Below are 23,840 nucleotides of genomic sequence, written 5' to 3'. Positions count from 1 at the left end.
GTGCGAGAGTGGACGAGCGGGCGCGTCGGTTTGTCCCGTGTCCCGGGGATCAGACCTGTGGCGTGTCGCCGTGCTTGTGCAGCAGCGCGTTGCGGCGCGCGTAGGTGAAGTAAATCACCATGCCGATGGCCAGCCACACCACGAAGGCGATCCACGTGGCGGCTTGCAGATGCGCCATCAGGAACAGGCACAGCCCGGCGGAGATCAGCGGCACGACCGGTGCGCCCGGCACGCGGAACGCTCGCGGCAGGTCGGGGCGCGTGCGGCGCAGCACGAGCACCGCGACGGACACGAGCGCGAACGCCGACAGCGTGCCGATGTTGATCAGCTCGGCGAGCACGCCCAGCGGCACGAAACCTGCGATGACGGCGAACACCACGCCGATGATCCAGGTGCCCGCGAACGGCGTCTTGTGCGTCGGATGGATGCGCGAGAGCAGCGGCGGCAACAGTCCGTCACGCGACATGGCGTAAGTGATACGGGTCTGGCCGTAGGTCATCACGAGAATGACGGTGGTCATGCCGAGAATGGCACCGAGATCGACGAAGCCTGCGACCCAGTTCTGTCCGGCGTATTGCAGCGCGAGCGAGACGGGGTGATCCACACCGGCGAACTGCGCGAACGGCACGATGCCGGTCATGATGGCGGCCACGGCCACGTACAGCAGCGTGCACACGATGAGCGAGCCGATGATGCCGATGGGCAGATCGCGTCCCGGATTGCGGACTTCTTCGGCGGCGGACGTCACGGCGTCGAAGCCGATGAATGCGAAGAAGACGAGCGCTGCTGCATTGAACATGCCGCTGGTGCCGAAGGGCATGAACGGCGTCCAGTTGGCGGGTTTGACGTGCCAGACGCCGACGGCGATGAATAGCAGCACGACGCCGATCTTGATGGCGACCATCAGGTTGTTGATGCGCGCGGACTCGCGCACGCCGTACGACAGCACCCAAGTAATGAGCAGCATGATGACGACGGCCGGCAGGTTGATGAAGGTCGTCACGCCCGGCACGCTGCCGGGGGCTGCGGTGATGGCCGCGGGCAGGTGCAGGCCGAAGCCGGCGACGAGCGACTGGAAGTAGCCGGACCAGCCGACGGACACGGCGGACGACGCCAGCCCGTATTCGAGCATCAGATCCCAGCCGATGATCCACGCGACGATTTCGCCGAGCGTGGCATAGCTGTAGGTGTAGATGGAGCCGGAGACGGGGATGGTGGACGCGAACTCGGCGTAGCACAGCGCGGCAAAGCCGCAGGCCATGGCCGCGATGATGAAGGAGAGCGTGAGCGCCGGGCCGGCCGTCAAGGCGCCGGTGCCGGTGAGCACGAAGATGCCGGTGCCGATGATGGCGCCGATGCCCATCAGCACGAGGTCGACCGGGCCCAGCACTTTCTTGAGACCGCCACTGCGGCCAGCCGCCAGCATGTTCTCGATGTTTTTGGTTCGAAAAAGACTCATTGCCTGCAAAAGGTTCCTGCAACGTGTGCCCGTGGCCTGCGCTTGGCGCGCGCCATCGGGGAATCCACGGGAGACGTGTCCCGCGACCTGGCTGCAAGGGCGCCCCGGGCTTGTGGCCGCTCGTCCCCCATGCGTGGCGGACACCCGCAGGGTTTGACGAACCACGTCGATGCGCTAACGCTGCCCACGCGCGAAGCCGGGCAAATCGGCCGCCACCGGCGAGCGTGGATGGCACGCGCCGGATGCGGCAGGGCGATAGGCATGCCACGACGCGCCGTTGGGCGCATCGAAGCGGGACGAACACGATCGAGACTTACTGAGGATCCTGCCGGACTGTCGTGACCGTCGCGATGGCTCGGCATCACGGCGGCACACCGGAGATAGGTCTGCTGAAGGGTCTGCTACGTTGGTGCACGGCGACGTCGTTCGACGTCATGTGTGCAAGGGCTCGCTGTCCTGCGGTCCGGCCATCGGCGCCAGTTCGGCACCTCCGCCTGGCCGGAATTGCTCACATTTTAAGCGTTTTTTGCGAAGTGGGTGCAGGGCGTGCTGAATTAGGGGCGGATATTGGGGCTTGACTCAACTCAAATCAACTTAATTCACACCACATCCCGGGATCACCGCTTCGTTCTGTCTGACTTCCGGGCAGCGGGGTTACCGATGCCCTGACTGCGCTCCACCTGAAAGTCGCTCCGTCACGGCACCGATAACCCCGCCACACCATTGCCCGAATGAAAACCCTCGCGGATGTCAGCGATTCGGTCCTCCAGAGCCCCCCGGGCCACCGCCCGGCGGACGACCCCCGCCATGACCTCCCCCATGACCACCCCCGTGCCCGTCGCCACCGCCCGGCGGACGTGCCCCCGGACCCCCATGTCCCGGCGGTCTCGAGCCCGGACCCGCACCATGCCCCGGCGGCTTCGGGCCCGGACCCGGTCCGGCGCCATGTCCCGGGGGGCGCGGACCCGGCCCAGCGCCGTGCCCCGGCGGCCTCGGTCCCGGTCCCGGATAGTGACCACCCGGCGGCCGCGGTCCCGGTCCCGGATAGTGACCGCCCGGTGGCCTCGGCCCCGGACCCGGGCCCCAATGCGGAGGGCGAGGACCCGGCGGCGGACGATGCCAATACCGCTGGTCGTTGTACCAGGGACGGTTACGGTAATAGTTGCCCCAGTAATTGCCGATGGAGAAGGTGATGATCGGCAAGCCGATCATCGTCCCGTAATTGAGCACGGGCACCGGATTGCCCTGATAGGGATAGCTGAGCAGCGCGCCGTAGATCCATCCACGTGCGCCCGGCAGGCCGATGTCGCACCACGAGTAGCCGGCGATGCAGCCGTAGACCGTTACCGGCATGCCGGGCGCCGCCTGTGCGACGATCGGGTAGTCGGAGGCCGGGCCCGCCCGCACATTGGCCGCCGAGTTGATGACGGCTTGCCCCGACTGCGCCGACGCGACTTCGGGCAGGGCCGCGAGCGTGGTCAGCATGGCAGTCCCCGCCAGAATGAGCGGCAAGGTTCGTTGGTTCATGGTCTTCTCCCTGTTGTGACGAGGTGCAGCCCCAAACCTCTGCATGCCGGTTCGACCGGTCGTGTCGCTGGTTGGTTTGCAGTAACGCGTAACGAAACGTTGCAGCCATATTCTCACGTGTTACAGCATCGACAACCCGATCCCACGCTCAGAACCACAGGCGAAAGCCTCAGTACAGCACGACCGAACGGATGGACTCGCCGCGCTTCATCAGATCGAAACCTTCGTTGATCTGATCGAGGCGCAGCGTGTGCGTGATGAGATCGTCGATGTTGATCTTGCCTTCCATGTACCAGTCGACGATCTTCGGCACGTCGGTCCGGCCACGCGCGCCACCGAAGGCGGAGCCCTTCCACTCGCGACCCGTGACCAGCTGGAACGGACGCGTGCTGATTTCCTGACCGGCAGCCGCCACGCCGATGATGAACGACTGGCCCCAGCCCTTGTGGCAGCACTCCAGCGCCTGACGCATGGTCGTCACGTTGCCGATGCACTCGAACGAGTAGTCCGCGCCGCCGTCGGTCAGTTGCACGATGGTGTCGACGACGTTCTCGACCTCCTTCGGGTTGATGAAGTGCGTCATGCCGAATTTCTTCGCGAGTTCGACGCGACCCGGGTTGATATCGACACCGATGATCTTGTCGGCGCCGACCATCTTTGCGCCCTGAATGACGTTCAGGCCGATACCGCCCAGACCGAAGACGACGACGTTCGCGCCCGCTTCGACTTTCGCCGAGTAGACGACGGCGCCCACACCGGTCGTCACGCCGCAGCCGATATAGCAGACCTTGTCGAACGGCGCGTCGGAGCGGACTTTCGCCACGGCGATTTCCGGCACGACGATGTAGTTCGAGAAGGTGGACGTGCCCATGTAGTGGAAGATGGGCTTGCCGTCGAGCGAGAAGCGCGACGTGGCGTCCGGCATCAGGCCGCGGCCCTGCGTGCTGCGGATCGCCTGACACAGGTTGGTCTTGCGCGACAGGCAGAACTTGCACTGACGGCACTCGGGCGTGTACAGCGGAATGACGTGGTCGTCTTTCTTGAGCGTGGTGACGCCCGGGCCGACGTCGACGATCACGCCCGCGCCTTCATGCCCGAGGATGGCCGGGAAGATGCCTTCCGGATCGGCGCCCGAGAGTGTGTAGTAGTCCGTATGGCAGATGCCGGTGGCTTTGACCTCGATCAGCACCTCGCCGGCGCGCGGCCCTTCCAGATCGACTTCTTCGATGGTCAGGGGTTTGCCCGCTTCCCAGGCAATGGCGGCTTTGGTTTTCATGGCGATGTTCCTCGTTGCTACGTCGTTCGGGGGAATCCCTTCGCGACGTACCATACCGCGTTCTAAAGTCACGCGCGAGTCTTGACACGCCATGTCGACAAAAAAGGCGGCACCGGATACATGATTCGCCGGGGTGGGGGCGTCAGCGGCGGGGCGCCGCTGCTCTATCAAACGACGTCAGCGACGTGCGCCGCGGCTTGATCAAACGATGTCAGCGACGTGCGCCGCTGCTTGATCAAACGATGTCACCGGCGTGCGCCGCTGCCTAGGGGCGCAACGATGTGATAAAAGCCCTGAGCGTCGACGGGGCGGGCGAACCAGTAGCCCTGCGCCTCGTCGCAGCCCAGTTCGGTGAGCCGCTGCGCCTGCGCCTGCGTCTCTACGCCCTCGGCCGTCACCCGTAAGCCGAGCGAGTGGGCCATGGCGATGACGGCGCTCACGATGGCATGGCTCGGCGCATGCGTGAGCATGTCGCGCACGAAGCTCTGGTCGATCTTCAGGCGATGCACGGGAAAGCGCGTGAGATACGCGAGGCTGGCATAGCCGGTGCCGAAGTCGTCCACGGCGATCTCCACGCCCATATCGTGCAGCGAACGCAGGCATCCGATGGCGGCGCTGGAGTCGCCCAGCAGCACCGTTTCCGTAATTTCGATCTCGAGATAGCGCGGCTCCAGCGCATTGACGTTCAGTGCCCGCTCGACCATCCCCACGACATCCTGCCGCGCGAACTGCTGCGACGAGACGTTCACCGACACGCGCGGCAAATAGCCGCAGCGCCGCAACAACCGGCTCGCCTCGCGACAGGCCGTGCGCATGACCCATTCGCCCAGCGGCAGGATCAGCCCCGAGGTCTCGGCAATCGGCACGAACTCGGCTGGACCGACAGCCCCGAGCGTCGGATGACGCCAGCGAAGCAGCGCCTCCGCGTTACGGATCTCGCCGGTCGAGAGCGTGACCTGCGGCTGATAGACGAGATGCAACTGCGAGTGCGCCTGCTCGTGCACGGCTACGCGCAACAGGCTTTCCAGCTCGTTGCGTCGCCGTGTCTGCGAATCCATCTCGCTGCTGAAGAAGCGCAAGCCGCCACCGGCGGCGCTGGCGATGCCGAGCGCGACATGGGCGCGCCGCAACAGCGTCTCCGGCGTGTTGCCGTGATCGGGGTAGCTGACCGCGCCGATGCTCGCGTCGAGTGCGACGGTGTTGTCGTCGACGTCCACCCACTGTGCCAGCCGCGCCTGAATGCGCGCGGCGAGCAACCGGGCGCCGTCGCCGGTCTCGTTGGTGACGATGACGAACTGGCTGCCGCCGAGACAGGCGAGCGCGTCTTCCGGTCCGCTGGCTTCACGCAGGCGTTCGGCCGCGATGCGCAAGGCCAGTTCGGCGGTCGGCGGCCCGAAGGTGCTGCGCAGTTTGCGCAGGTGATCGAGTTCGACGAGCATCACCGTCAACCCGACCCGCTGATTCGCGCAGCGGTGGATCGCCAGTTCCAGCCGCTCGTTGAGCAAGGTCTGGTTGGGAAGGTTGGTGACCGGGTCGTGATGCGTGACGTACCACAGGCGCGAGGCCACCTGCACCTGTTGCGAGAGATCCAGCACGATCCCGACCCAACGCCGCTCGCCCCGCGCGTGCTCGACGCACGAGAGTGCAAGACGGACCGGCAGCCAGCTGCGGATGTGGGTGAGCAGGTGCCACTCGTCATCGTACGGCACTGGTTCGATGGCCGACAGGCTGGCGAGGGCCGGCAGGCGACGGCGGGCAAGTTCGGAGGGATCGAGCAGCGACAGGAAGCTGCGCTTGCCCAGCAGGTCGTTCGGCTGGTAACCGGTCAGGCGTGTGAATGCCGTGTTCATGCGTTCGAGCATGCCATCGTCCGTGCACACGAACATGGCATAGGGCGCGCTATCGAGCGCGGCGCGGCTCAATTCGGCTTGTACGTCAGGCACCCGACGAGGCACGGGATCGTTCACGTCCGCACCTCCCGAAAGCCGGTCCGGCCGGAATTCAGGAACGTCATGCAACACCTCCCTGGCGTCGCGATTTTTATCTCGAAAATCGAGCGATCGAATGGCTCGATTTCCTTTGATTTTCAATTGGTTATGAGCGCCATTCTGCCACGATGCAAGCCCTTTCGTGCAAGGGAAAACGCGGGGGCGGAAGGGGTTTCGAAAATGTGCCGGGACGCGCATGCTGTGAACTTGTGGCCCGGCGTGGGGGCCGGGGCTCCGGCGCCGCATCCGGCCCTGGACCCGGGGCTGCATCTGGCCTTGTATCTGGCTCGACGCAGAGCCCTTCGGTATCATGCGGCCTGATTCCGGCGAAGAACGGACATTTCAGCAAAGAGGAAAGACGGCATTGCATAGCGTCTCGATCAAGACGAGCGGCACGACACGGGGCCCGCGGCGAGCGTACCGCGCGGTTCTGCATTGGCGCGCGCGTCTGATGCTGTGTTCGCTGATGTTGTGCATGCTGATGCCTGGCGACGCGATGGCGCAGACGTCCGCCAGTACCGGTGCGGGCGCAGCGCCCTCGCCGGCGGGTACCCGCGAAGCCAACGTGCGACAGGTCGTGCTGGGTATCGTCAGCTTCACCCGCTGGCCCACGCCGCCCGCGAAGGTGCGCCTGTGCGTGGTCGGCAACACCGACTACGCGCGCGACCTGCTCGCACCGCCTGCCGGGCAACCTTCAAGTAATACGCCGCCCGTCGATGTGCAGCGCGTGTCCGCGGCAGAACCCGCCATTGGTTCGTTATGCGATGCGTTGTATCTCGGTGCGGTTAGCGACACCGAACGCCGTGCGGTCCTGGCCGCACTCGCCGGTCACCCCGTGCTAACGATCAGCGAGCGCAACGACTCCTGCACGCTCGGCACGATGTTCTGCCTGAACGTCGATGCCGACCGGGTGACCTTCGATATCAACCTCGACACCGTCGCGCGCAGCGGCGTACGTGTCCACCCGAACGTGCTGAAGCTGGCACGAAAGCCGGGGACACCATGACAACTCAATTCCCCCCAGCCCATCCCCCACCGAACGGACCGGGTGCGCCCGTTGCCAGATTGATGCCGCCGCACAGCGCGGTCGACCTGGCGTCGGGTGCGGCGGCGCATGAGTCGCCGACCGCAGCGCCTGACACCGGACCCGACGCCGCGCCCAATAAGGGCGCCGAGGCATTGGCGGCATCTCCCCCGGTGCGCCGCCGCCGACCTTCGCTGCAACGGGTGCTGCGGCGCACGCACCTGCGTCTGGCGGTCTCCGCCGTGGTGCTTGCGGCACTCTCGCTCTCGATCGTCGCGTGGATCGCACTGCGCGCCTACGCCGAGAACAACCTGCTGCTGATCGGACGCTCGCTTGCCTACACGGCCGAAGCCGCCGTCGTGTTCGGCGATCGCGTGGCTGCGCAGGAAGCCATTGCCCTGATTGCGAACGACGAGGACGTGGTGCAAGTGCGGGTGCTCGATGCGCGCAACGTCCAGTTCGCCATGTGGCGCCGCCCCGACGGCGGCACGTGGTCGCGGATCGAGCGTACCGTCGCCGATGTCGCGATGCCGGGGCCCGTGACGCTGCCGATTCGTCACGACGGCAATGTCGTCGGGCAGATCGAAGTGCAGGGGCAGGGCAACCAGTTCTTCGTGTTTCTGATGAGCGGGGTCGGCGGCGTGCTTGTCTGTCTGCTGGTGACGTTTGCGGTGGCGAACCTGCTGGCCAAGCGCATGCACCGCGATATCGTCAAACCCCTGCGCGCGCTGGCGGAAGTCGCCCACGCGGTGCGTCAGGAACGAGCGTTCCATCAACGCGTGGCCGCCACGCCGATTGCCGAGCTAAAGGAGCTGGGCGACGACTTCAACGCGCTGCTCGACGAATTCGAGGGCTGGCAGAACCACTTGCGCGCCCAGAACGCTACGCTCGCCCATCAGGCGAATCACGATCCGTTGACGGGCCTGCCGAACCGCGCGTACTTCGAGTCGCGTCTGGCGCAGGCGCTTGCAGAGGCGAGGGAGCTGGGCACCCACGTCGCACTCCTGTATCTCGACGGCAATCGTTTCAAGGACATCAACGACCGGCTCGGGCACGACGCCGGCGACGCCGTGCTGGTGGCCATCGCGGGGCGGCTGCGTCAGCCGTTGCGTGAGGGGGATCTGGTGGCGCGTCTCGGTGGCGACGAGTTTGCCGTGATGCTGCGCGGCGTGCGTCAGACCTCCAATGCCGTGCGCCTCGCGCAGACGCTGCTCGCCTCGATGGAACGACCGATCGCACTGCCTGATGGCATCAATGGCGGCGAACTCGTCACCTCGATGAGCATCGGTATCGCGTTGTACCCGACGCATGCCGACGACGCGCCCGCGCTGTTGCGTGCGGCGGACGCGGCAATGTATCAGGCCAAGCGTGCCGGCCAGGGCACCTGGCATGTTGCGGAAAGCCCCAAGAGATAAGGCGGCTGGCAACACCTAAGCTGAACAAACGACAACCAGAAACGACGACCGGATTTCACACCGCAATGGGGATTGGTTTTGAGCACTCATCACACACGTGAACGCGCTTCGACTGGCGCTTTCATCCTCCACGCCCGCCGCCTCGACGAAGGGTTCGAAGCATTCGAAGGTTTCGCCGCCACGCTGGTGCGCACCGTGACGTCATTGAAAGCGTCCGTTCGCGGGATGCTCCTGCTGGTCTGCCTGCTCGGCGTCGGCGCGCTGGCCGGCTGCCAGACCGCGCCGGTGCACGGCCTCACGCCCGAGCAGATCGCCGCGCTCAAGGCCGAAGGCTTCAAGCAGACGGACGAAGGCTGGGAGTTCGGGCTCTCGGACACGGTACTGTTCGACACGGACAAGTTCGTGGTGCGCGATACGGCCCGCGACACCGTGTCGCGCATCGGTCACACGCTCGTGAAAGTCGGACTGGATGCCGTGCGTGTCTACGGTTACACCGACTCGGTCGGCAGCGACACCTATAACGAGCAACTCTCCGCGCGCCGTGCCGATGCCGTCGCCGGCGTGCTGGTGGACGCCGGCATGCAGCGGGCCGGCATTCAGACGATCGGTGCAGGCAAGCGCAACCCGGTGGCCGATAACGGCACGCCGGCCGGACGGGCGCAGAACCGGCGTGTCGCCATCGTCATTTCGACGCGCTAGGCATTGCAGGCGGTCTCTTCTGCCTCTTGCGGTGTTTCGCTGAATAAAGCAAAACACTGCCGGGTCGGCGCGAATGGCCCGAAAGGCAACGTAAGCCCTTGCCAGCGGCCACAATGAGGCACAATGGCGGCTGCTGCCCCGACTCGCGGATCGCCTCCGCTGTCCCTGATGCTTTCGATGTTCCCGACGTTCCTGAACCACCGGTTCCAGCGGTTTTCCGCTACCGAGGGCTTGCCGCAAAGGCCTCGCGCCCGGCATGTTGCTCTGCGCACCGTCGCGCGCTTCACGCTGACCTCGCTGACGCATGTCGTCGCGGCTTGCGCCGTTGCTGTGGTTGCCGGTGCGGCATCGTCGGCGTTCGCACAGGGCGCGCCGAACGGGGCGACGTCTGCGGTTGCCGGGAACGCCCGGGTCGGCGCCTGGGCGACGGCGCCGCAGGCAGTCGCACAACATCCCGCTGCGCCGTCGTTCAATCGTGCCCCGGCAGCCGGCGGGCGCACCGTGCGTCAAATCATTTTCCCGACGCTATCCGGTAACGAAGCGCGCGTGCGTTTCTCGAACACCTTCGGCACGCAGCCGCTGGTCATCGAGCGTGCAACGCTGGCGGTCTCGGCGCGCGGCGCTGGCATCGATGCCGCGAGCCTGCGACGTCTGACGTTCGGCGGCCAGCCGGTCGCGCGCATTGCGCCGGGCGCATCGCTCGAGAGCGATCCGGTGCCGTTCGCCGTGCGCGCCGGTACGCCGCTGGCGATCAGCCTCTTTACCCGTGAATCGAAAACCCCCACGACGTGGCACAAGATCGCCCAGCAGACGGCGTTTCTGAGCGGCGCGGGGGATTTCGTTGATGACGCGCAGGCGTCGGCCTTCCCGACGCGTTTTACGAATACGTTGTGGCTGGCCGGACTGAGTGTGACGCCGGATATGCCGTCGCATGCCATCGTCGCCATCGGCGATTCGATTACCGACGGCATGCGCAGCACGCTGGGCGCGAATCGTCGCTGGCCCGATGGACTCGCGCGGCGTCTGGCCGCCGCCGGGCGACGCGACGTGGCCGTCCTCAATCTCGGCATCAGCGGCAACCGGCTGCTGCACGATTCCGCCTGCTACGGCGAGCGGCTCGTGGCTCGCTTTCATCGCGACGCGCTGGAGCAGCCGGGCGTGAAGACGGTCGTGGTGCAGATCGGCATCAACGACATCAATTTCGGTTACGTGCCGCCGCACGCCGGGCTCGATTGCGACGTACCCCATGTGATCGTGACGGCGCCGGAGATGATCGCCGGATATCAGTCGCTGATCGCCGCGGCCCATGCGCGCAACGTGCGCATTCTCGGCACTACGATTCCGCCTGGCAAATTGCCGCCCGAGCGGGAGGTGGTTCGCGAGGCGGTCAATCGCTGGGTCCGTAGCAGTGTCGGCAATGGCGGCTTCGACGGTGTCATCGACTTCGATGCGGCGCTACGCGATCCGTCGCAGCCGACGCGCATGCTGCCGCGTCTGGACAGCGGCGACGGCACCCATCCGAGCGATGCCGGTTACGCCGCCATGGCCGAGGCCGTACCGTTACCGCTGGTGCTGGGCACCGGCAAATAATGCCGGATTTGCCCGCCTGCCTGACGTGGCACGAGCGCTTCAGCGCTCGCGTCGCACGCCGACCGTCACCTGTTGCAGACGTTTGACGTCCGGCGATTGCAGCCACTCGGGGTGCGCGAGGCAGTGACGGAACATCGCTGTCGCATCGTCGCCCCAATACAACTCCCCCTCATACGCAAACGTCGGCACGCCGAACACGCCTGCGGCGATCGCGGCTTCGGTGTTCTCGCGCAAGGCGGTCTTGACGTCCGGTGCTTCGGCACGGGCGAGCGCTTCGTCAGCGGACAGTCCGAGCCGTTGGCTCAGGTCGGCCCACCCCTGCGCGTCGGAGACATCGCGGCCCTCCGCCCAGATGAAGCGGAAGATCGTGCGCACGACATCATGCGTCGCCCCCAGCGAGACGGCGAGCCTGAGCACGCGAATCGGATGGAACGGGTGCACCGGTGGCATCTTGTAGGGAATGCCGTCCTGCTCGGCGCGGAATTGCGCCATCCGGTAGGTGAAGATGCGCTTGTGCGGAGTCTCCGCCGGCCCCTGCGTCTGTAGATGCACGAGGATCGCGCCGAGCACGATCGGCTTGAGTTCGACGGACAGCGTGCGTGGCAGCGTGTCGAAGCGCTCGAATTGCAGGTACGCGAAGGGGGAAGCGAAATCGAAATACCACTGGGCGCGGCGAACGTGGGTGTCGGCGGTAGACGTGGCTTGCGACATGGGGGCGCGGTCTCCTTGGTCTGGTTGTCTGATCGGCACGGCGTCGTGTCGTGCCCTGGCGCTCGAGACAGTGTAACGGGCGCTGCCGTCACGCTGTAGGGGAGGCGAGAAAACCATACAAATCAATGCATTACGACGGGTCGTTATAAATATCGGAAATATGGATATTCTGTATCCGATATAACGATTTTTATTATTGAAGCGGAGTTTTTAGACTTGCAGTCATTCGAAAGGAGTGCCTGCAATGACAACAAAAACCCACACCGCTTCATCCGCCGGATCCACTGCCGCCAGTCGGCCGGACACGCTGGTCCCCGATCAGCACAACCCGTGGGCAGGTCTGATCCTTTCGACCGCCATCGCTTTCGTTGCACTGCTGCTGGGTCGTCAGATGCCGCTCGTCGGCGGCCCGGTGTTCGGCATCCTGCTCGGCATTCTCGTGCGCAACCTGTTCTCGCCGGGCGCACGGTACGAGGCCGGTATCAAGTTCGCCTCGAAATACGTGCTTCAGTGGTCGATCATCGCGCTCGGCTTCGGACTGAGCCTGTCGCAAGTGGCTCACACGGGGCTCGAATCGCTCGCCGTCACGGCGGTGACGATTACTGCTGCCGGCTTGTCGGCATGGGGTCTGGGGCGTTTGTTGGGCGTGCCCGACAAGCTCAAGCTGCTTATCGGCGTGGGCACGGCGATCTGCGGCGGGTCTGCCATCGCTGCGGTCACGCCCATCGTCAAGCCGGACGACCACGAAACGGCGTTCGCCATCTCGACCATCTTCCTGTTCAACATTGCCGCCGTGCTGCTCTTCCCGGTGCTCGGCCATGCACTTCACCTGTCGGATCTCGGCTTCGGGATGTGGGCTGGTACGGCGATCAACGATACGTCGTCGGTGGTGGCCGCGGGTTACAGCTACAGCAAGGCGGCGGGCGACTATGCCACCATCGTCAAGCTTACCCGTGCCACGCTGATCATTCCGATCTGCCTGACGCTCGCGGCCATCGTGGCCTACCGCGCCAAGCGCGCCGGCGCCGGTAACTTCAGCCTCGCCCGTATTTTCCCGTGGTTCATCCTCGGCTTCCTGATCGCTTCGGGGATCCGTACGGCAGGGTTCGTTCCGGCGTCGCTGCAACCGTGGATTCACGACGCCGCCGAGTTCCTGATCATCGTGGCGCTGACCGCCATCGGCCTGTCGTCGAACCTGCGCCGTATGGCCTCGACGGGGGTGCGTCCGATCCTGCTTGGTCTTGGCGTGTGGGCCGCCGTGTCGGTGAGCAGCCTCGTGGTGCAACTCACGATGGGGCAACTCTGATCCGGCAGGCTTGCTGCGGCTTAGGGCAGACCCGGCGGGCAAGCCGGGTTTCGTCACCTAGAATGCAATCACGGACGACGGTTTGTCGTCCGTGAAGCGTTTTCGGGAGGCCAGGATGACAACCTCGTTCGGTGAGCTCTGGTACACGATCGGCGCGCTGGTGGTGATCGCCGTACTCGCAGGGATGGTGTGGGAGCTGGGGGTGTGGTGGACGCGTCACCCGGATAGCCCAGCTGTGAAGCGTCTTGAGCATGCGTGGGCGCGAATCCGCCACCCACGGCATCACCCACCGCATTAAGGTTGCACTGACGACCGTCAGGCCGCCAGCGCGGTGACCGCTCAGTCCAGTTTCAGATGGCGCGGCACGGCGGTATCCCAACGCGCGAGGTCTTCGAGCGGGTAGGGCTTGCTGCCGTGCAGTGCGCGTTTGATGCGGCTCTTGCCGCTGGGCGTCGGCACGTTCGGTAGGGCGGCGCCCTCGGGCGTTCCCGCCAGGTCGAGATAGTCGCGCTTGAATTCCGCCTGCGTCATCCCCCACTTCATCAGGAACTCGCGGCTACCGCGATTCTTCACCACGCGCCCGGTCGAGCGGCAGCCGAAGTGGTAGACGACGCTCTTGCCGACGATCCGGAACGTGCGGCAGCCGACCAGCCACAGCTTCATCAGGAAGTCGTCGTCGCTGCTCATCCCCGGTCCGAACTCGATGCTGTAGCCCCCGACGAGGTGCCAGAGACTCCGGCTCACGAGGGTGGGCTGCGTGGGCACACCGTTGACGTCTTCCCGGCCCAGTGAGGCGGCAAAGGCGATCAGACCCGCTTCGTCGAAGGTTTCCGTCGTCGTGCCGAAATCCTTCGAGACCACCTGCTTGCTGACCCCTGCGTTGGGTTCGATCATCACCGACGAGAGGTAATAGATCGGCGTATCGAGCGCACGGGCGGCGTCGATGAGCGCGGTGTCCCAGCCAGGGGTGACGAACATGTCGTCGTTCAGGAACAGCAACTGATCGTGCGAGGCGAGCGGTGCGAGCTGGTTGAGCGCCAGGCAGACGCCCACGTTACCGCTGCTGTGTGTGTGACGCAGACCCTGCTCGCGGACCCATTCCAGCGTTCCATCGCTTCCGTCGTTCACGTGAACGAGGATCTCGTGCGCCTCGCTCGAATGGCGGCGAACACTATCGATGCACAGTTTGAGGAACGGGAGATTGTTCCAGGTAGGGATCAGGATGCTTAGCATGTCGTGAGCGCTGCGATTAACGGCGGGCAGGGCTGGCGGGCGTTTCGTCGTCTGCCGGAGAGTCGACAGGATAGGCGAACGCGGCAAACAGGGCCAGCATCGTCGCGTAGAACGCGACCGTTACCTTGAGATTGAACGTCTCCACGGTCAGGCCGAAGACGGCAAACGCTACGACCGTCATCAATCCCATCAAGGCGGCTCGATGCTCCGTATCGCTATGGCGCAATTGCGCGGCGCGGATAAAGAAGTACGCCGGGCCGAAATAGACGCCCAGAATGCAAAGCAGGCCAAGCAGGCCGTAATCGGCAAAGTAGGCGAGGATCTGATTATGGACTTCGCCCTTACCGTAATCGGCTGTGAGCGGTGTCAATTCGCCAGAGGCTGCCATGGCTGGCATGGCGTTACGGTAACCGTGGGCGCCGAGTCCCAGCACGGGATGTTCCGCAATGAGCTTGCCCGCGACTTTCCACAATTCGAGGCGAATGCCGACAGAGGTGTCAGTGTGCCCGGCGGCGAGGCTGGTCAGATCGGTCCGGATGGATTCAAAGCGATCCCGGACCATTTTCGACGAAAAAGTGCCGGCAAGCAGAGCGATCGCCACGAGCGCGATTGCGCCGCGTCGGGCCATGCCGCTCGAATGCTTGTGCCACAGGAACCAAACGATCAGCAGGCAGGGGAGTGCAATCCAGCCACCGCGCGACTGGCTCGCCCATGAGGCATAGCAACCCGCTGCGGCGCCCAGAATCTTGAATGCGATGGTCCATGGGGTATCGCGGCGCAGCCAATGGATCGATACCACGGAAAGAATGCCCAGCAACAACGCGATGTCGCCAAAGTGGATCGCGTTCAGAAAGGAGCTTTCAGCGCGATAAGCCAGCAGGTCTGCGGTGGCGTACCACGCCATTAGCGCTGCACAGACGGCGCCGATGCCGAATGTCAGATCGGTCCATTTGGGGACGACGCTGACGATGCGGCGCAATCCGAGGAAAACGATGACGGCAAGGAAGAATCGCAGCGGGGAGTCAAGCGTATTCGCGACCACGTGGCCGTGTAGTACTTCTACGAGGAGAATGGCGAGAAAGGGGAACAGCAACGAACCGATCAGGATCCGGACGTGAGCGCTCGTTTTGAGCTCGCGCACGAGGCACGACAGGTCTCCCCGTTGGCGTTCGACGAGCAGAATGGCGGCACCTAGCGCGACTGTCAGAAACATGACGGTGTTTCCACCACGCGGCACGACCAATGTGGCAGCGGGAAACAGCAGGATCAGTGCACCGAAAATCTTGGCGAAAAAGAGTCGGCTTGGGGCTTTTGCCGACATGACGGACTTGCTCATTGGGTACCAGGCAAACTGCGGGAATTTTCTTTGCACGAAGTATGCCAGAAATGCCCGCCACGCCGAGTTTTCCGTCGGCGCGGCGCAACGCCCGACGGCCCTCCCCTTCAAAAATTCACATTCTTACAGGTTCATCGCGCCAAGGACGCCGCAAAGGTGCAGCGCGACGTGTGTCCAGGCGGCTTCGTCGTAGCCGTCCCCTTCCCGGGCGAGTTGTTGCGCTTCGTGGAACGTGCGCCAGATGGCGGCTGCGCTTGATGGCGTGCCCCCGGACAACCGGTACTGGCGCTGCAAGGCTTCGGCCAGCCACGGTTGTTGTTCGGCGCAGGCTTGCGCGTAAGCCTCGACGGCGACCCGGGCGTACGGATCGGCCGCCGGGTCGAGGACAACCGGCTGGCATGCCGACGGGCGGGCCATCGAAGCGGCCATGGCGTGGCGCTCGGCGGCGCTCTGACGGGTGTGGTGGTGTTTCATATCGGTCTCGTCTCGTTGGCCGCGCCAGGCTTGCCGGCGCGGGATCACTTACGTGGACTCACTCGTTTTCCATATTGCGGATGAACAGCATGGCCGCGTGCTTGGCCTGATCGATGCTCGAGAACGTACGGCCGTCCATGGGCCAGATGTCGACCAGCACCGCATAGCTGCCGGGGTACTCGGCCTGCATGATGCGGATGTAATGCTGCCGGAACACACAGCGCGCGAGTTCCACTGTCGGATGCGGTCGGCGGAAATGGGCGGTTGACATGACAGTCTCCAGAGATTTGGCCCTCCGGCCTCGACGGGCCGTTGCACAAGATTCAGCAATTCCCGTGCCAGTCCTCTTGAGACGATTAACTGCTTGATTCGTAAGGAGATGGGGAAGATGAGGCGCGCCGCGTCGGCGAAAAACGTTACGAAAACGAAACATCACGAAACACGATGGGAACGCCAGGCCGTAACAGGCCCCCTCAAATGACGGTTGTCGACGATACGCAGGATGCGTTTAACGACGTCTTTTGTGTTCCCGCTAAAATGGGCCTTTCCCCAAAGGTTGTCCGCATCTCCCGTAAGCATGAACCTGCGTTTTCTCGAAACCTTCGTCTGGCTCGCCAAGCTGCGTAACTTCCGGTTGACGGCGGAACGCCTGCACACGACGCAGGCGGGGGTCTCGAGCCGGATCGCTTCGCTGGAGCAGAGTTTCGGCGTGCGGTTGTTCGACCGCAGCGCGCGCGAGGTCACGTTGACGGCCGCCGGGCAGAAGGCGCTCGCGTATGCCGAGCGCATCGTCATGCTCGGGCAGGAGATGAAGCGCGAACTGAGCGACCCGGACATGCCGCCGGGGGTGCTCAAGATCGGTGTGGTCGAGTCGATCGTGCACAGCTGGTTTCCCGATCTCGCGGCGCGCATTCACCGCGAGTACCCGCAGCTCGAAATCGAGGTGACCAGCGAGACGACCATCAATCTGTGCAAACAGCTCGAAGCGGGCACGCTCGATCTGGTGCTGCAGACGGACATGCAGCACGGCACCGGCGTGGAAAACCTGCCGCTGGCCGAGTTTCCGATGCGCTGGGTAGCCAGTCCCAAGCTCAATCTCGAAGGGGAAACGCTCGACGTGGCCGATCTGGCCGCCTACCCGCTGGTGAGCTTCTCGCGCAATTCCGGACCGCACAAGACGCTGGAGCGCATGTTCTCGGTCGCGGCCGAACGCCCGGTGCGGGTGAACTGCATGACGTCGGTCGCGGCGATCATCCGCCTTGTGGCGGATGGTTTCGGCGTGGCGATGCTGCCCCCGGCGATCATCCAGCGCGAACTGGGCGAGCACAGCCTGCACCTGCTACGCGTGAACGCCAATTTCCCCAATCTGCCGCTCGTCGGGTCGTTCCGCACGGGCGCGTTGCTTGCCGAGAACGTCGCCCGTCTGGCGCAACGCACCGCCAGCGAGTTCGCCCTGAACATGGGACCGGACATCGCCATTCCGCCTGCGGCTGCCATGACGGCCCCCGTGTGGGGCGCCGGCGATTCCTGATTCGTCCGGGTCTCATCCCCGCGTCATCTGGCACGAAGCCTCGCCCGGCAAGGGTTTGGGCGGTCATAAGAATTTGCTGTCGCGGCGAATTTGATTTCTTGTTGGACGCATTTTCCGTCGTTTTGCACACTCGGCTGGACGGTCGGCCTATAGCGCATGCTTTCGTCTTCGTTGCGAAGCGTGCACCGGCCGGCCTCTCCGATTGTCGAAAACCGATGGATGCCTCATGACTGTGACTGCCCCGCGCGCCCAACTTTGTATCTGGACGAATATCGATCCGGCCTCCGAAGCGGATTTCAACCGCTGGTACGACCGTGAACACATGCAGGAGCGTGTGGCGATTCCGGGCTTCCAGTTCGCCCGCCGCTTCAAGGCGCTGCATGACTGCGCCCGTCCGTACCTCGCACTCTACTGCACGCAAGACGCCGCTGTGTTCACGAGCGAGCCGTACGCCCAGGCGTTCAATCACCAGACGGAATGGTCCCTGCGCAACTTCGCGCGCATGCAGGGCACGCAGCGCCGTGTCGGCACGCTCGACGTCGAAGCCGGTGAAGGTCAGGGCGGCATGCTCGCGGCCTTCGTGCTGACGGAAGCGGTCGTGACGCAGGCCCGCTCGCGTCTGAACGCCCAACTGGCCGAACTGGCTCAGGGCGACGGGATCGTGCGCGCCACGCTGCAAGTCACGGTGCCGACGCTGTCCGTCTCGCTGACGGCCAAAGGCGCGCCGCTGCCGCCGGCCGATGCCGTCGTTCTCATCGAAGGCACCGACCCGGACGCCGTGCGCGCCGCCGCCGAGACGCTGGCCGCCGCTCACGGTGTACCGGCCGCCGACGTGACCCGCTTCGCCATGCTGTGGCGCCTCGGCGCCAGCGGCGACTGACGTCCCAACGCTCATTCGCGAGGCCGGTCGCTCCGGCGGGTCTCGTGCAGATCTCGCGCACTTCTGGAGACATTCATGACAACGTATTCGAATACCCGCGATGTACGGGAAAACAGCGGGGCAGAGGGTGCGGTCGACAGCGCCGCGACCGCGAAGCCAGGCGCCAACAAGGGACGTCTGGCGACTGCCAGCATGGTCGGCACCACGCTGGAGTGGTACGACTTCACCGTCTACAACACGCTGGCTGCGCTGGTCTTCAACCACTTGTTCTTCCCGTCGGTCGATCCGCTGGCCGGCACCATCCTCGCGTTGTCGACGTACGCCGTCGGTTATATCTCGCGTCCGCTCGGCGGCTTCGTGTTCGGTAACCTCGGCGACAAGATCGGACGGCGTGCCGTGCTGGTGCTCACGCTCGTGGTGATGGGCCTGACCACCGGGCTGATGGGCCTGCTGCCCACGTACGCGTCGATCGGCATCTGGAGTCCGGTGCTGCTCGTGGCCCTGCGCTTCGTGCAGGGCGTGGCGCTCGGCGGCGAATGGGCGGGCGCGGTGCTGCTCTCGGTGGAGCATGGCGATCAGAAAAAGCGCGGGTTGAATGCCTCGTGGACGCAGGTCGGGCCGTCGTTCGGCACGCTGCTGGCGACGGGCCTGATTGCGCTCATTACGCTTTCGATCTCGCCCGACGACTTCCTCACGTGGGGCTGGCGTGTGCCGTTCCTGCTGAGCCTCGTGCTCGTGGCCTTCGGTCTGTGGGTGCGTCGTGGCGTGGAAGAAACGCCGATGTTCGAAGAGATGCAGCATTCGGACCGTCAGGCGGAGATGCCGATTGCCGACGTTTTCCGCAAGCACTGGCGCAATCTGCTGGTCGCCGGCGGCTCGCGTATCGGCTCGGACGTGCTCTACGCACTCATGGTCGTCTTCACGCTGACGTATGTGACCGGTACGCTGCATCTGTCGCGTCCGCTGGCGCTGAGCGCGGTGCTCGTGGGCACGGCCTTCAACGCGCTGACGGTGCCGCTGTTCGGCGCGCTCTCGGACAAGCTCGGCCGCCGTCCGGTGTATGGCTTCGGCGTGCTGTGCGCCGTGATCTGGGCGTATGGCTTCTTCGTGCTGCTCGATACGTCGAGCCCGGCGCTGATCGTGCTGTCCGTGGTCATCGGTCTGGTGATTCACGCCATCATGTACGGCCCGCAGGCGGCGTTCGTCACGGAACAGTTCCCGACGCGCGTGCGCTATGCCGGTTCGTCGCTGGCTTACACGCTGGCGGGGATTCTGGGCGGTGGTTTCGCGCCGCTGATCATCGTGAGCCTGTACAAGGAATACGGCACGACGTTCGCGGTGTCGATGTATGTGACGGCAGCGCTCGCGGTCACGGCCATCGCGCTTTTCGCCGCGCGCGAGACGGCACACCAGCCGCTGCGTGATTGATCTAACGAGTGATCTAACGAATGATCTAATACGGCGCCGCGCACAACGTCTCCAGCCCGGCAAGGTCTCCGCGCTGGGCAAGCTGGTGGACGTGGTGCGCGAAGCCGTCGTACTGCGGCGCGAGCGTGCTCAGGTGACGCGCCCAGTCCATCAGATCGGTGATCGCGCCCATGGCGATCAACTGTCGGGCTTCCACCAGCAGATCGCGTGACGGTCGTACGAGCGCAGCGCTGTCGGCGTCTGCCTCACCATCCGCGTCGGCGGCGAGCGGGGCGTCGATGCGTTGCAGGTCGAGCAGCCGCGCCAGCGTGTGACGCAGGTCCGCGAGTTCGACCGGCTTGAGCAGGCAGGCGTCGTACCCTCTGGCGTCGTCGTCCGCTTCGCTGCCTTCCTCTCCCGCGGCACGCCCGACGCCGCTGCCTGCCACCACCTGCGGTGAGGCGGACACGGCCAGCACGGGCACGTCGGGCCAGCGTCGGCGCACGGCACGTGCTACGGCCAGACCATCGGCATTGGGCATCATGTGATCCGTCAGCACCAGATCCGGCAGCGTCTGCCTCGGATTGCCCAGCGCGGCGATGAGCGCCACGCCGTCACCGAAGGTCCGCACGGAGAAGCCCAGACTGGCGAGTTCGTCGTGCAGGAACTGCCGGATCTCGGGCGAATCCTCGGCAAGCCAGATGTGATAGCCGGTGCCGTCGAGCGGGGGGAGCGCATGCGTGGCGCCCGCGAACGATTGCGCGACGAGGTCGGTCTCGCGCGCCACGTGCAGCGGCAGCGAGAACGTCACCCGTGTGCCGACGTCGGGCGTGCTGTCGATGGCGATGGTGCCGTTCATGCGCTCGATCCACTGCTTGACGATCGCGAGCCCGAGCCCCACGCCCGGCAAACGGCGTGCGCCGTCGAGCCGCGCGAACGGTTCGAACACGCGGGGGAGGTCTTCCTTCGCGATCCCGCAGCCGGAATCCTCCACGCCGAAACACACGTGCACGATGTCGGCGCGCGTGGCGTCCGGAGTGGCCGACAGTGACAACGTGATGGTGCCGTCGGTGGTGTACTTCGCCGCGTTGTCCAGCAAATTCCCCAACACCTGACGCACCCGCTTGGCATCGAAGGCGAGCAGCGGCGGCAGCGGCGCGCGCACGTCGAGCAGGAACGCGTTGTCGTGCTTGCGCGCGAGGCTCATGCCTTCGTGCGCCATGTTGTCGATGAAGGCGTGGGTGTAGACCGGGGCGACGTGTAGCGCATCGGCCGCGCCGCCGCCTGCGTATTCGATCAGATCGTTGACCATCGCGAGCATGTGATGCGCGCTGCGACGAATGATGCGGCCACGGTCGGCGTCTTCGCGTCCGCCGGACTGGACGAGGTCCGCGAAACCGATGATCGACGTGAGCGGCGTGCGCAGGTCGTGGCTGATGCGCGCTAGGAAGTCGCTCTTGGCGCTGTTGGCTTCGTCGGCCGCAATCAGGGCCGCCTGCAATTCGCGCGTGCGCGTGTCGACGGCGTTGGCCAGCCGCGCCTGTTCTTCTCGACGCGTTTGCAACACCTCGCGCTGCGCAGCGCGCTGCTCGCGCACGAGTTCGCGCGAGCGTCCGGCCACGATGATGGTGAGCATCAGCAGTACGGAGATGTTCGTGCTCCACGCCATCGCCGTGTTGGCCAGCCACTCCTCGGGCAGCAGGCCGTTGATGATCGCCAGCCGCCAGAACAGCACGACGCAACCCGGCGAGAACGAGAGCAGGCTCAGGCGCGCGTTCTTGCAGCCGCGTCGCCAGCCGTCGATCAGCGAGACGACCCAGATGACGTTGAAGACCGTCAGCAATTGCAGATGGGTGAAGGCCGCCACACGGTGGTCGCCGAACAGCACCCACACCGCCATGAAGCCCATGATCCCGATCATGACGCGGTACGTCCAGCGCCACAGCGCAACGCCGTTCAGACCTGCGAAGGCCAGCAGCATTGCGCTGAACGCGCCGGCCGTCAGTGTCGAGAAGAAGCTCGGCGCCCGGACGATGAACTCGCCGCCTTGCGGCAGAACATAGCGATACAGAAAGCCCTGAAACGCCATGTCCTGCGCGACCTGCGTGATGGTGGTGAGCGCGAGAAGAACGAAAACCGGATCGCGTCGCGCGATGCCGAGCACGAGAGCGTAGAGCCCGATGGAGATCATCGAGCCCGCGAGCAGCATGGCGATCATGGCGTTGTGCGCCTCGGCCATGCGGAAGTCGTCGGGACGCCAGAGATGCGGCACGAGACTGACCGATGAGCGCGTCTCCACCCGGACGAGGAACGTCATGCGCTCGCCGGGGGCGAGCGTGATGGGAAAGACGGAGGTCTCGGACGCAATGGGGTGCTGCGTCAGCGGCACGGTGTGTCCCGCGCGCCAGCTAACGCTCGGCTGCGTGGCGCCGAACGGCATGGCATAGAAGCGGATGTCCTCCAGCCGCACGATGCCCACGCTCAGCCAGCGCGTGACCGGCGCCGCGCTCAGGTTCTCGACGTTGCCGGTGAGCCAGAACGCCGAGCGGCTGTAGCCGGCGTTGAGCATGCGCGGGACGACCTGGCGCCAGCCGGGCGCGGCAAGTGCCTGTGTCGCGTCGAGCCGGCGCGTCGGGTCTTCGAGCATGCGCAACTGCGTGTCGAGCTTGAGCGGCGACGGGGCGGTTGCGAGGTCGATGGCGACGGAGGTGGCGACTGGCTTACCGGAAGGCGTCGGTGCAGTTGCCGCGGCAGCCGCGACGGCGCCGGTGGGCAGCCAGAGCGCGATGAGCACGATGAGCGCCATGAGCGCCAGACAAAAGAATCGGGCGAAGTGGCAGACGTGGACGATGGGGAAGACGCGGGCGAGGACTGTGCCGGGAGTGCCCGATGGCGCAGCACTCATGGCGTGGACGGCATGGGCGGGGTGTCGGCACCGTCAGTACCGTCGGACGCGAGATAGGTCTGCGCGCCCTGCTCGCGAAAGCCGCTGGGCGGCATGCCGAAGCGCTCGCGGAAGGCCGTCGCGAAATTGGCCGCGCTGGCAAAGCCCACGGCCGCTGCAATGTCCTGCACGTCGAGCGACGTCTCCGAGAGCAGGCGTCGCGCTTCCTTCATGCGTTCTTCGCGCAGGAAGTCGAAGACCGTGACGCCGACGCAGCGCCGGAACGCCAGATTGAGGCGCCGCGTGTTCGTGCCCACGGCGCTTGCCAGTCCGGCAAGTTCGGGCGTCGTGCTCAATTGATCGAGCAGCAAGGCGCGCGTCGCCCGAAACAGCACGGCGTCGAGTGTATGCGCCTGCACGGGCAGCGGCGTGAGTCTCGTACCCTCGCTGCCGGGATCGGACGTCGCCTGAGCGGGCGAGGGCGTCGTCGCCTTGAGATGGATCGACAGCCGCAGCCGCACTTCTTCGAAGTCGTACGGTTTGGCGATGTAATCGACCGCACCGGCCGTCAGTCCTGCAACACGTTCGCCGGGCAGGGCGGCCGCCGTCAGAAAGATCAGCGGGATGTGGCGGGTGCCCGGGTCCGCCTTGAGCAGACGGCACGCGCCGAGGCCGTCGCAGACCGGCATGCGGATATCCATGAGGATGAGATCGGGCTGCACCGTGCGGGCCTTGGTGTAGCCGTCGCGACCGTCTTGCGCGATGTAGACCCGGCAGCCCTGCTGACTGAGGAAGTCCATGAGCAGCATGCGGTCTTCCTGATTGTCGTCGACCACGAGCACACGCACGCCCGACAACTGCCGGGCATGGGGCGAGGCGGGCCATGCGCCTGCCGGACGAGACGACGTCGCGGTGGGGGCGGCGGAGGCGGCAAACGACTGCGGGGGCAGGTGACGATCGCTCATGATGGTCGTCATTCTTTCACATTCGCCCGGACACGCTGCGTCAATTCGGTGCGAATGCCGGTGGGCGGGAAATAATTTTCCGTCAGGCAAACGTGGGATGCCGTCGGGCAAAGGTGCGGCAAGCGCGTGCCGGAT

19 protein-coding genes are annotated in these 23,840 nt (G+C 65.2%); 8 read left to right on the top strand and 11 right to left on the bottom strand.

Features of this window, described 5'->3' with window-relative positions; translation table 11 throughout:
* Positions 1–49: 49 nt before the first annotated feature.
* From bcaP to PCA20602_RS02340, 4 genes are all read right to left on the bottom strand, one after another.
* Complete coding sequence (bcaP, locus tag PCA20602_RS02355) at positions 50–1,459, bottom strand: branched-chain amino acid transporter BcaP (protein WP_150719782.1); 1,410 nt, start codon at positions 1,457–1,459, stop codon at positions 50–52.
* Positions 1,460–2,209: 750 nt separating this feature from the next.
* Positions 2,210–2,986, bottom strand: coding sequence for an SH3 domain-containing protein (locus PCA20602_RS02350; protein ID WP_246181983.1), 777 nt, complete (start codon positions 2,984–2,986; stop codon positions 2,210–2,212).
* Positions 2,987–3,155: 169 nt separating this feature from the next.
* The gene (locus PCA20602_RS02345; RefSeq protein WP_010805175.1) at positions 3,156–4,262 is read right to left on the bottom strand and encodes an S-(hydroxymethyl)glutathione dehydrogenase/class III alcohol dehydrogenase; all 1,107 of its coding nucleotides are present in this window, start codon (positions 4,260–4,262) and stop codon (positions 3,156–3,158) included.
* Between the two features lie 245 nt (positions 4,263–4,507).
* Positions 4,508–6,229 carry a putative bifunctional diguanylate cyclase/phosphodiesterase gene (locus PCA20602_RS02340; RefSeq protein ID WP_150719781.1) on the bottom strand — a complete coding sequence of 574 codons (1,722 nt, stop codon included), beginning with the start codon at positions 6,227–6,229 and terminating at the stop codon, positions 4,508–4,510.
* 496 nt (positions 6,230–6,725) lie between these two features.
* On the opposite strand from PCA20602_RS02340, the gene yfiR reads away from it, so the two are divergent.
* From yfiR to PCA20602_RS02320, 4 genes are all read left to right on the top strand, one after another.
* A complete protein-coding gene (yfiR, locus tag PCA20602_RS02335) occupies positions 6,726–7,256 on the top strand; it encodes a regulatory sequestration protein YfiR (protein ID WP_217432346.1) in 531 nt (176 codons plus the stop codon).
* Positions 7,253–8,689: a diguanylate cyclase DgcN/YfiN gene (gene dgcN / locus PCA20602_RS02330; RefSeq protein ID WP_246181982.1), complete on the top strand. Its 1,437-nt coding sequence runs from the start codon at positions 7,253–7,255 to the stop codon at positions 8,687–8,689. Before yfiR ends, dgcN begins: the two co-directional genes overlap by 4 nt.
* 78 nt (positions 8,690–8,767) lie before the next feature.
* Positions 8,768–9,388: an outer membrane lipoprotein YfiB gene (gene yfiB / locus PCA20602_RS02325; protein WP_343031968.1), complete on the top strand. Its 621-nt coding sequence runs from the start codon at positions 8,768–8,770 to the stop codon at positions 9,386–9,388.
* A 168-nt stretch (positions 9,389–9,556) separates the two neighbouring features.
* Entirely contained in the window at positions 9,557–10,978 is a 1,422-nt protein-coding gene (locus PCA20602_RS02320) for an SGNH/GDSL hydrolase family protein (protein WP_246181981.1), read from the top strand.
* Between the two features lie 39 nt (positions 10,979–11,017).
* Here the strand turns inward: PCA20602_RS02320 and PCA20602_RS02315 are convergent, their stop codons facing one another.
* Complete coding sequence (locus PCA20602_RS02315) at positions 11,018–11,689, bottom strand: 2-hydroxychromene-2-carboxylate isomerase (protein WP_150719780.1); 672 nt, start codon at positions 11,687–11,689, stop codon at positions 11,018–11,020.
* 244 nt (positions 11,690–11,933) lie between these two features.
* Between PCA20602_RS02315 and PCA20602_RS02310 the strand changes: the two genes are divergently transcribed.
* The gene (locus PCA20602_RS02310; RefSeq protein WP_069342216.1) at positions 11,934–12,995 is read left to right on the top strand and encodes a YeiH family protein; all 1,062 of its coding nucleotides are present in this window, start codon (positions 11,934–11,936) and stop codon (positions 12,993–12,995) included.
* Between the two features lie 339 nt (positions 12,996–13,334).
* Here the strand turns inward: PCA20602_RS02310 and PCA20602_RS02305 are convergent, their stop codons facing one another.
* The 4 genes from PCA20602_RS02305 to PCA20602_RS02290 all read right to left on the bottom strand — a co-directional run bounded on the left by PCA20602_RS02305 (position 13,335) and on the right by PCA20602_RS02290 (position 16,309).
* Positions 13,335–14,228, bottom strand: a complete 894-nt coding sequence (locus PCA20602_RS02305) for a glycosyltransferase family 2 protein (RefSeq protein ID WP_150719779.1) — start codon at positions 14,226–14,228, stop codon at positions 13,335–13,337.
* A gap of 16 nt (positions 14,229–14,244) precedes the next feature.
* Positions 14,245–15,549 (bottom strand): O-antigen ligase family protein, encoded by a 1,305-nt coding sequence (locus PCA20602_RS02300; RefSeq protein WP_174980711.1) that lies wholly within the window; start codon positions 15,547–15,549, stop codon positions 14,245–14,247.
* A 138-nt stretch (positions 15,550–15,687) separates the two neighbouring features.
* Positions 15,688–16,038 (bottom strand): hypothetical protein, encoded by a 351-nt coding sequence (locus PCA20602_RS02295; protein ID WP_069342220.1) that lies wholly within the window; start codon positions 16,036–16,038, stop codon positions 15,688–15,690.
* 58 nt (positions 16,039–16,096) lie between these two features.
* Positions 16,097–16,309: a hypothetical protein gene (locus PCA20602_RS02290; protein ID WP_069342221.1), complete on the bottom strand. Its 213-nt coding sequence runs from the start codon at positions 16,307–16,309 to the stop codon at positions 16,097–16,099.
* Positions 16,310–16,615: 306 nt separating this feature from the next.
* Between PCA20602_RS02290 and PCA20602_RS02285 the strand changes: the two genes are divergently transcribed.
* The 3 genes from PCA20602_RS02285 to PCA20602_RS02275 all read left to right on the top strand — a co-directional run bounded on the left by PCA20602_RS02285 (position 16,616) and on the right by PCA20602_RS02275 (position 19,877).
* Positions 16,616–17,569, top strand: coding sequence for a LysR family transcriptional regulator (locus PCA20602_RS02285; protein ID WP_069342222.1), 954 nt, complete (start codon positions 16,616–16,618; stop codon positions 17,567–17,569).
* 226 nt (positions 17,570–17,795) lie between these two features.
* Positions 17,796–18,449, top strand: coding sequence for a DUF4286 family protein (locus PCA20602_RS02280; RefSeq protein ID WP_150719777.1), 654 nt, complete (start codon positions 17,796–17,798; stop codon positions 18,447–18,449).
* A gap of 75 nt (positions 18,450–18,524) precedes the next feature.
* The gene (locus tag PCA20602_RS02275) at positions 18,525–19,877 is read left to right on the top strand and encodes an MFS transporter (protein WP_150719776.1); all 1,353 of its coding nucleotides are present in this window, start codon (positions 18,525–18,527) and stop codon (positions 19,875–19,877) included.
* A gap of 25 nt (positions 19,878–19,902) precedes the next feature.
* Here the strand turns inward: PCA20602_RS02275 and PCA20602_RS02270 are convergent, their stop codons facing one another.
* Both PCA20602_RS02270 and PCA20602_RS02265 read right to left on the bottom strand, forming a co-directional pair.
* The gene (locus PCA20602_RS02270; RefSeq protein WP_150719775.1) at positions 19,903–22,761 is read right to left on the bottom strand and encodes a hybrid sensor histidine kinase/response regulator; all 2,859 of its coding nucleotides are present in this window, start codon (positions 22,759–22,761) and stop codon (positions 19,903–19,905) included.
* The gene (locus PCA20602_RS02265) at positions 22,758–23,549 is read right to left on the bottom strand and encodes a response regulator transcription factor (protein WP_246182007.1); all 792 of its coding nucleotides are present in this window, start codon (positions 23,547–23,549) and stop codon (positions 22,758–22,760) included. The genes PCA20602_RS02270 and PCA20602_RS02265 overlap by 4 nt, the downstream gene beginning before the upstream one ends.
* Positions 23,550–23,840: the final 291 nt, after the last annotated feature.

This window comes from Pandoraea capi (genome assembly GCF_902459735.1).
GTDB lineage: Bacteria > Pseudomonadota > Gammaproteobacteria > Burkholderiales > Burkholderiaceae > Pandoraea > Pandoraea capi.
The sequence above is the reverse complement of the archived record's forward strand: the minus strand, read 5'-3'. Positions and strand labels throughout refer to the sequence as shown.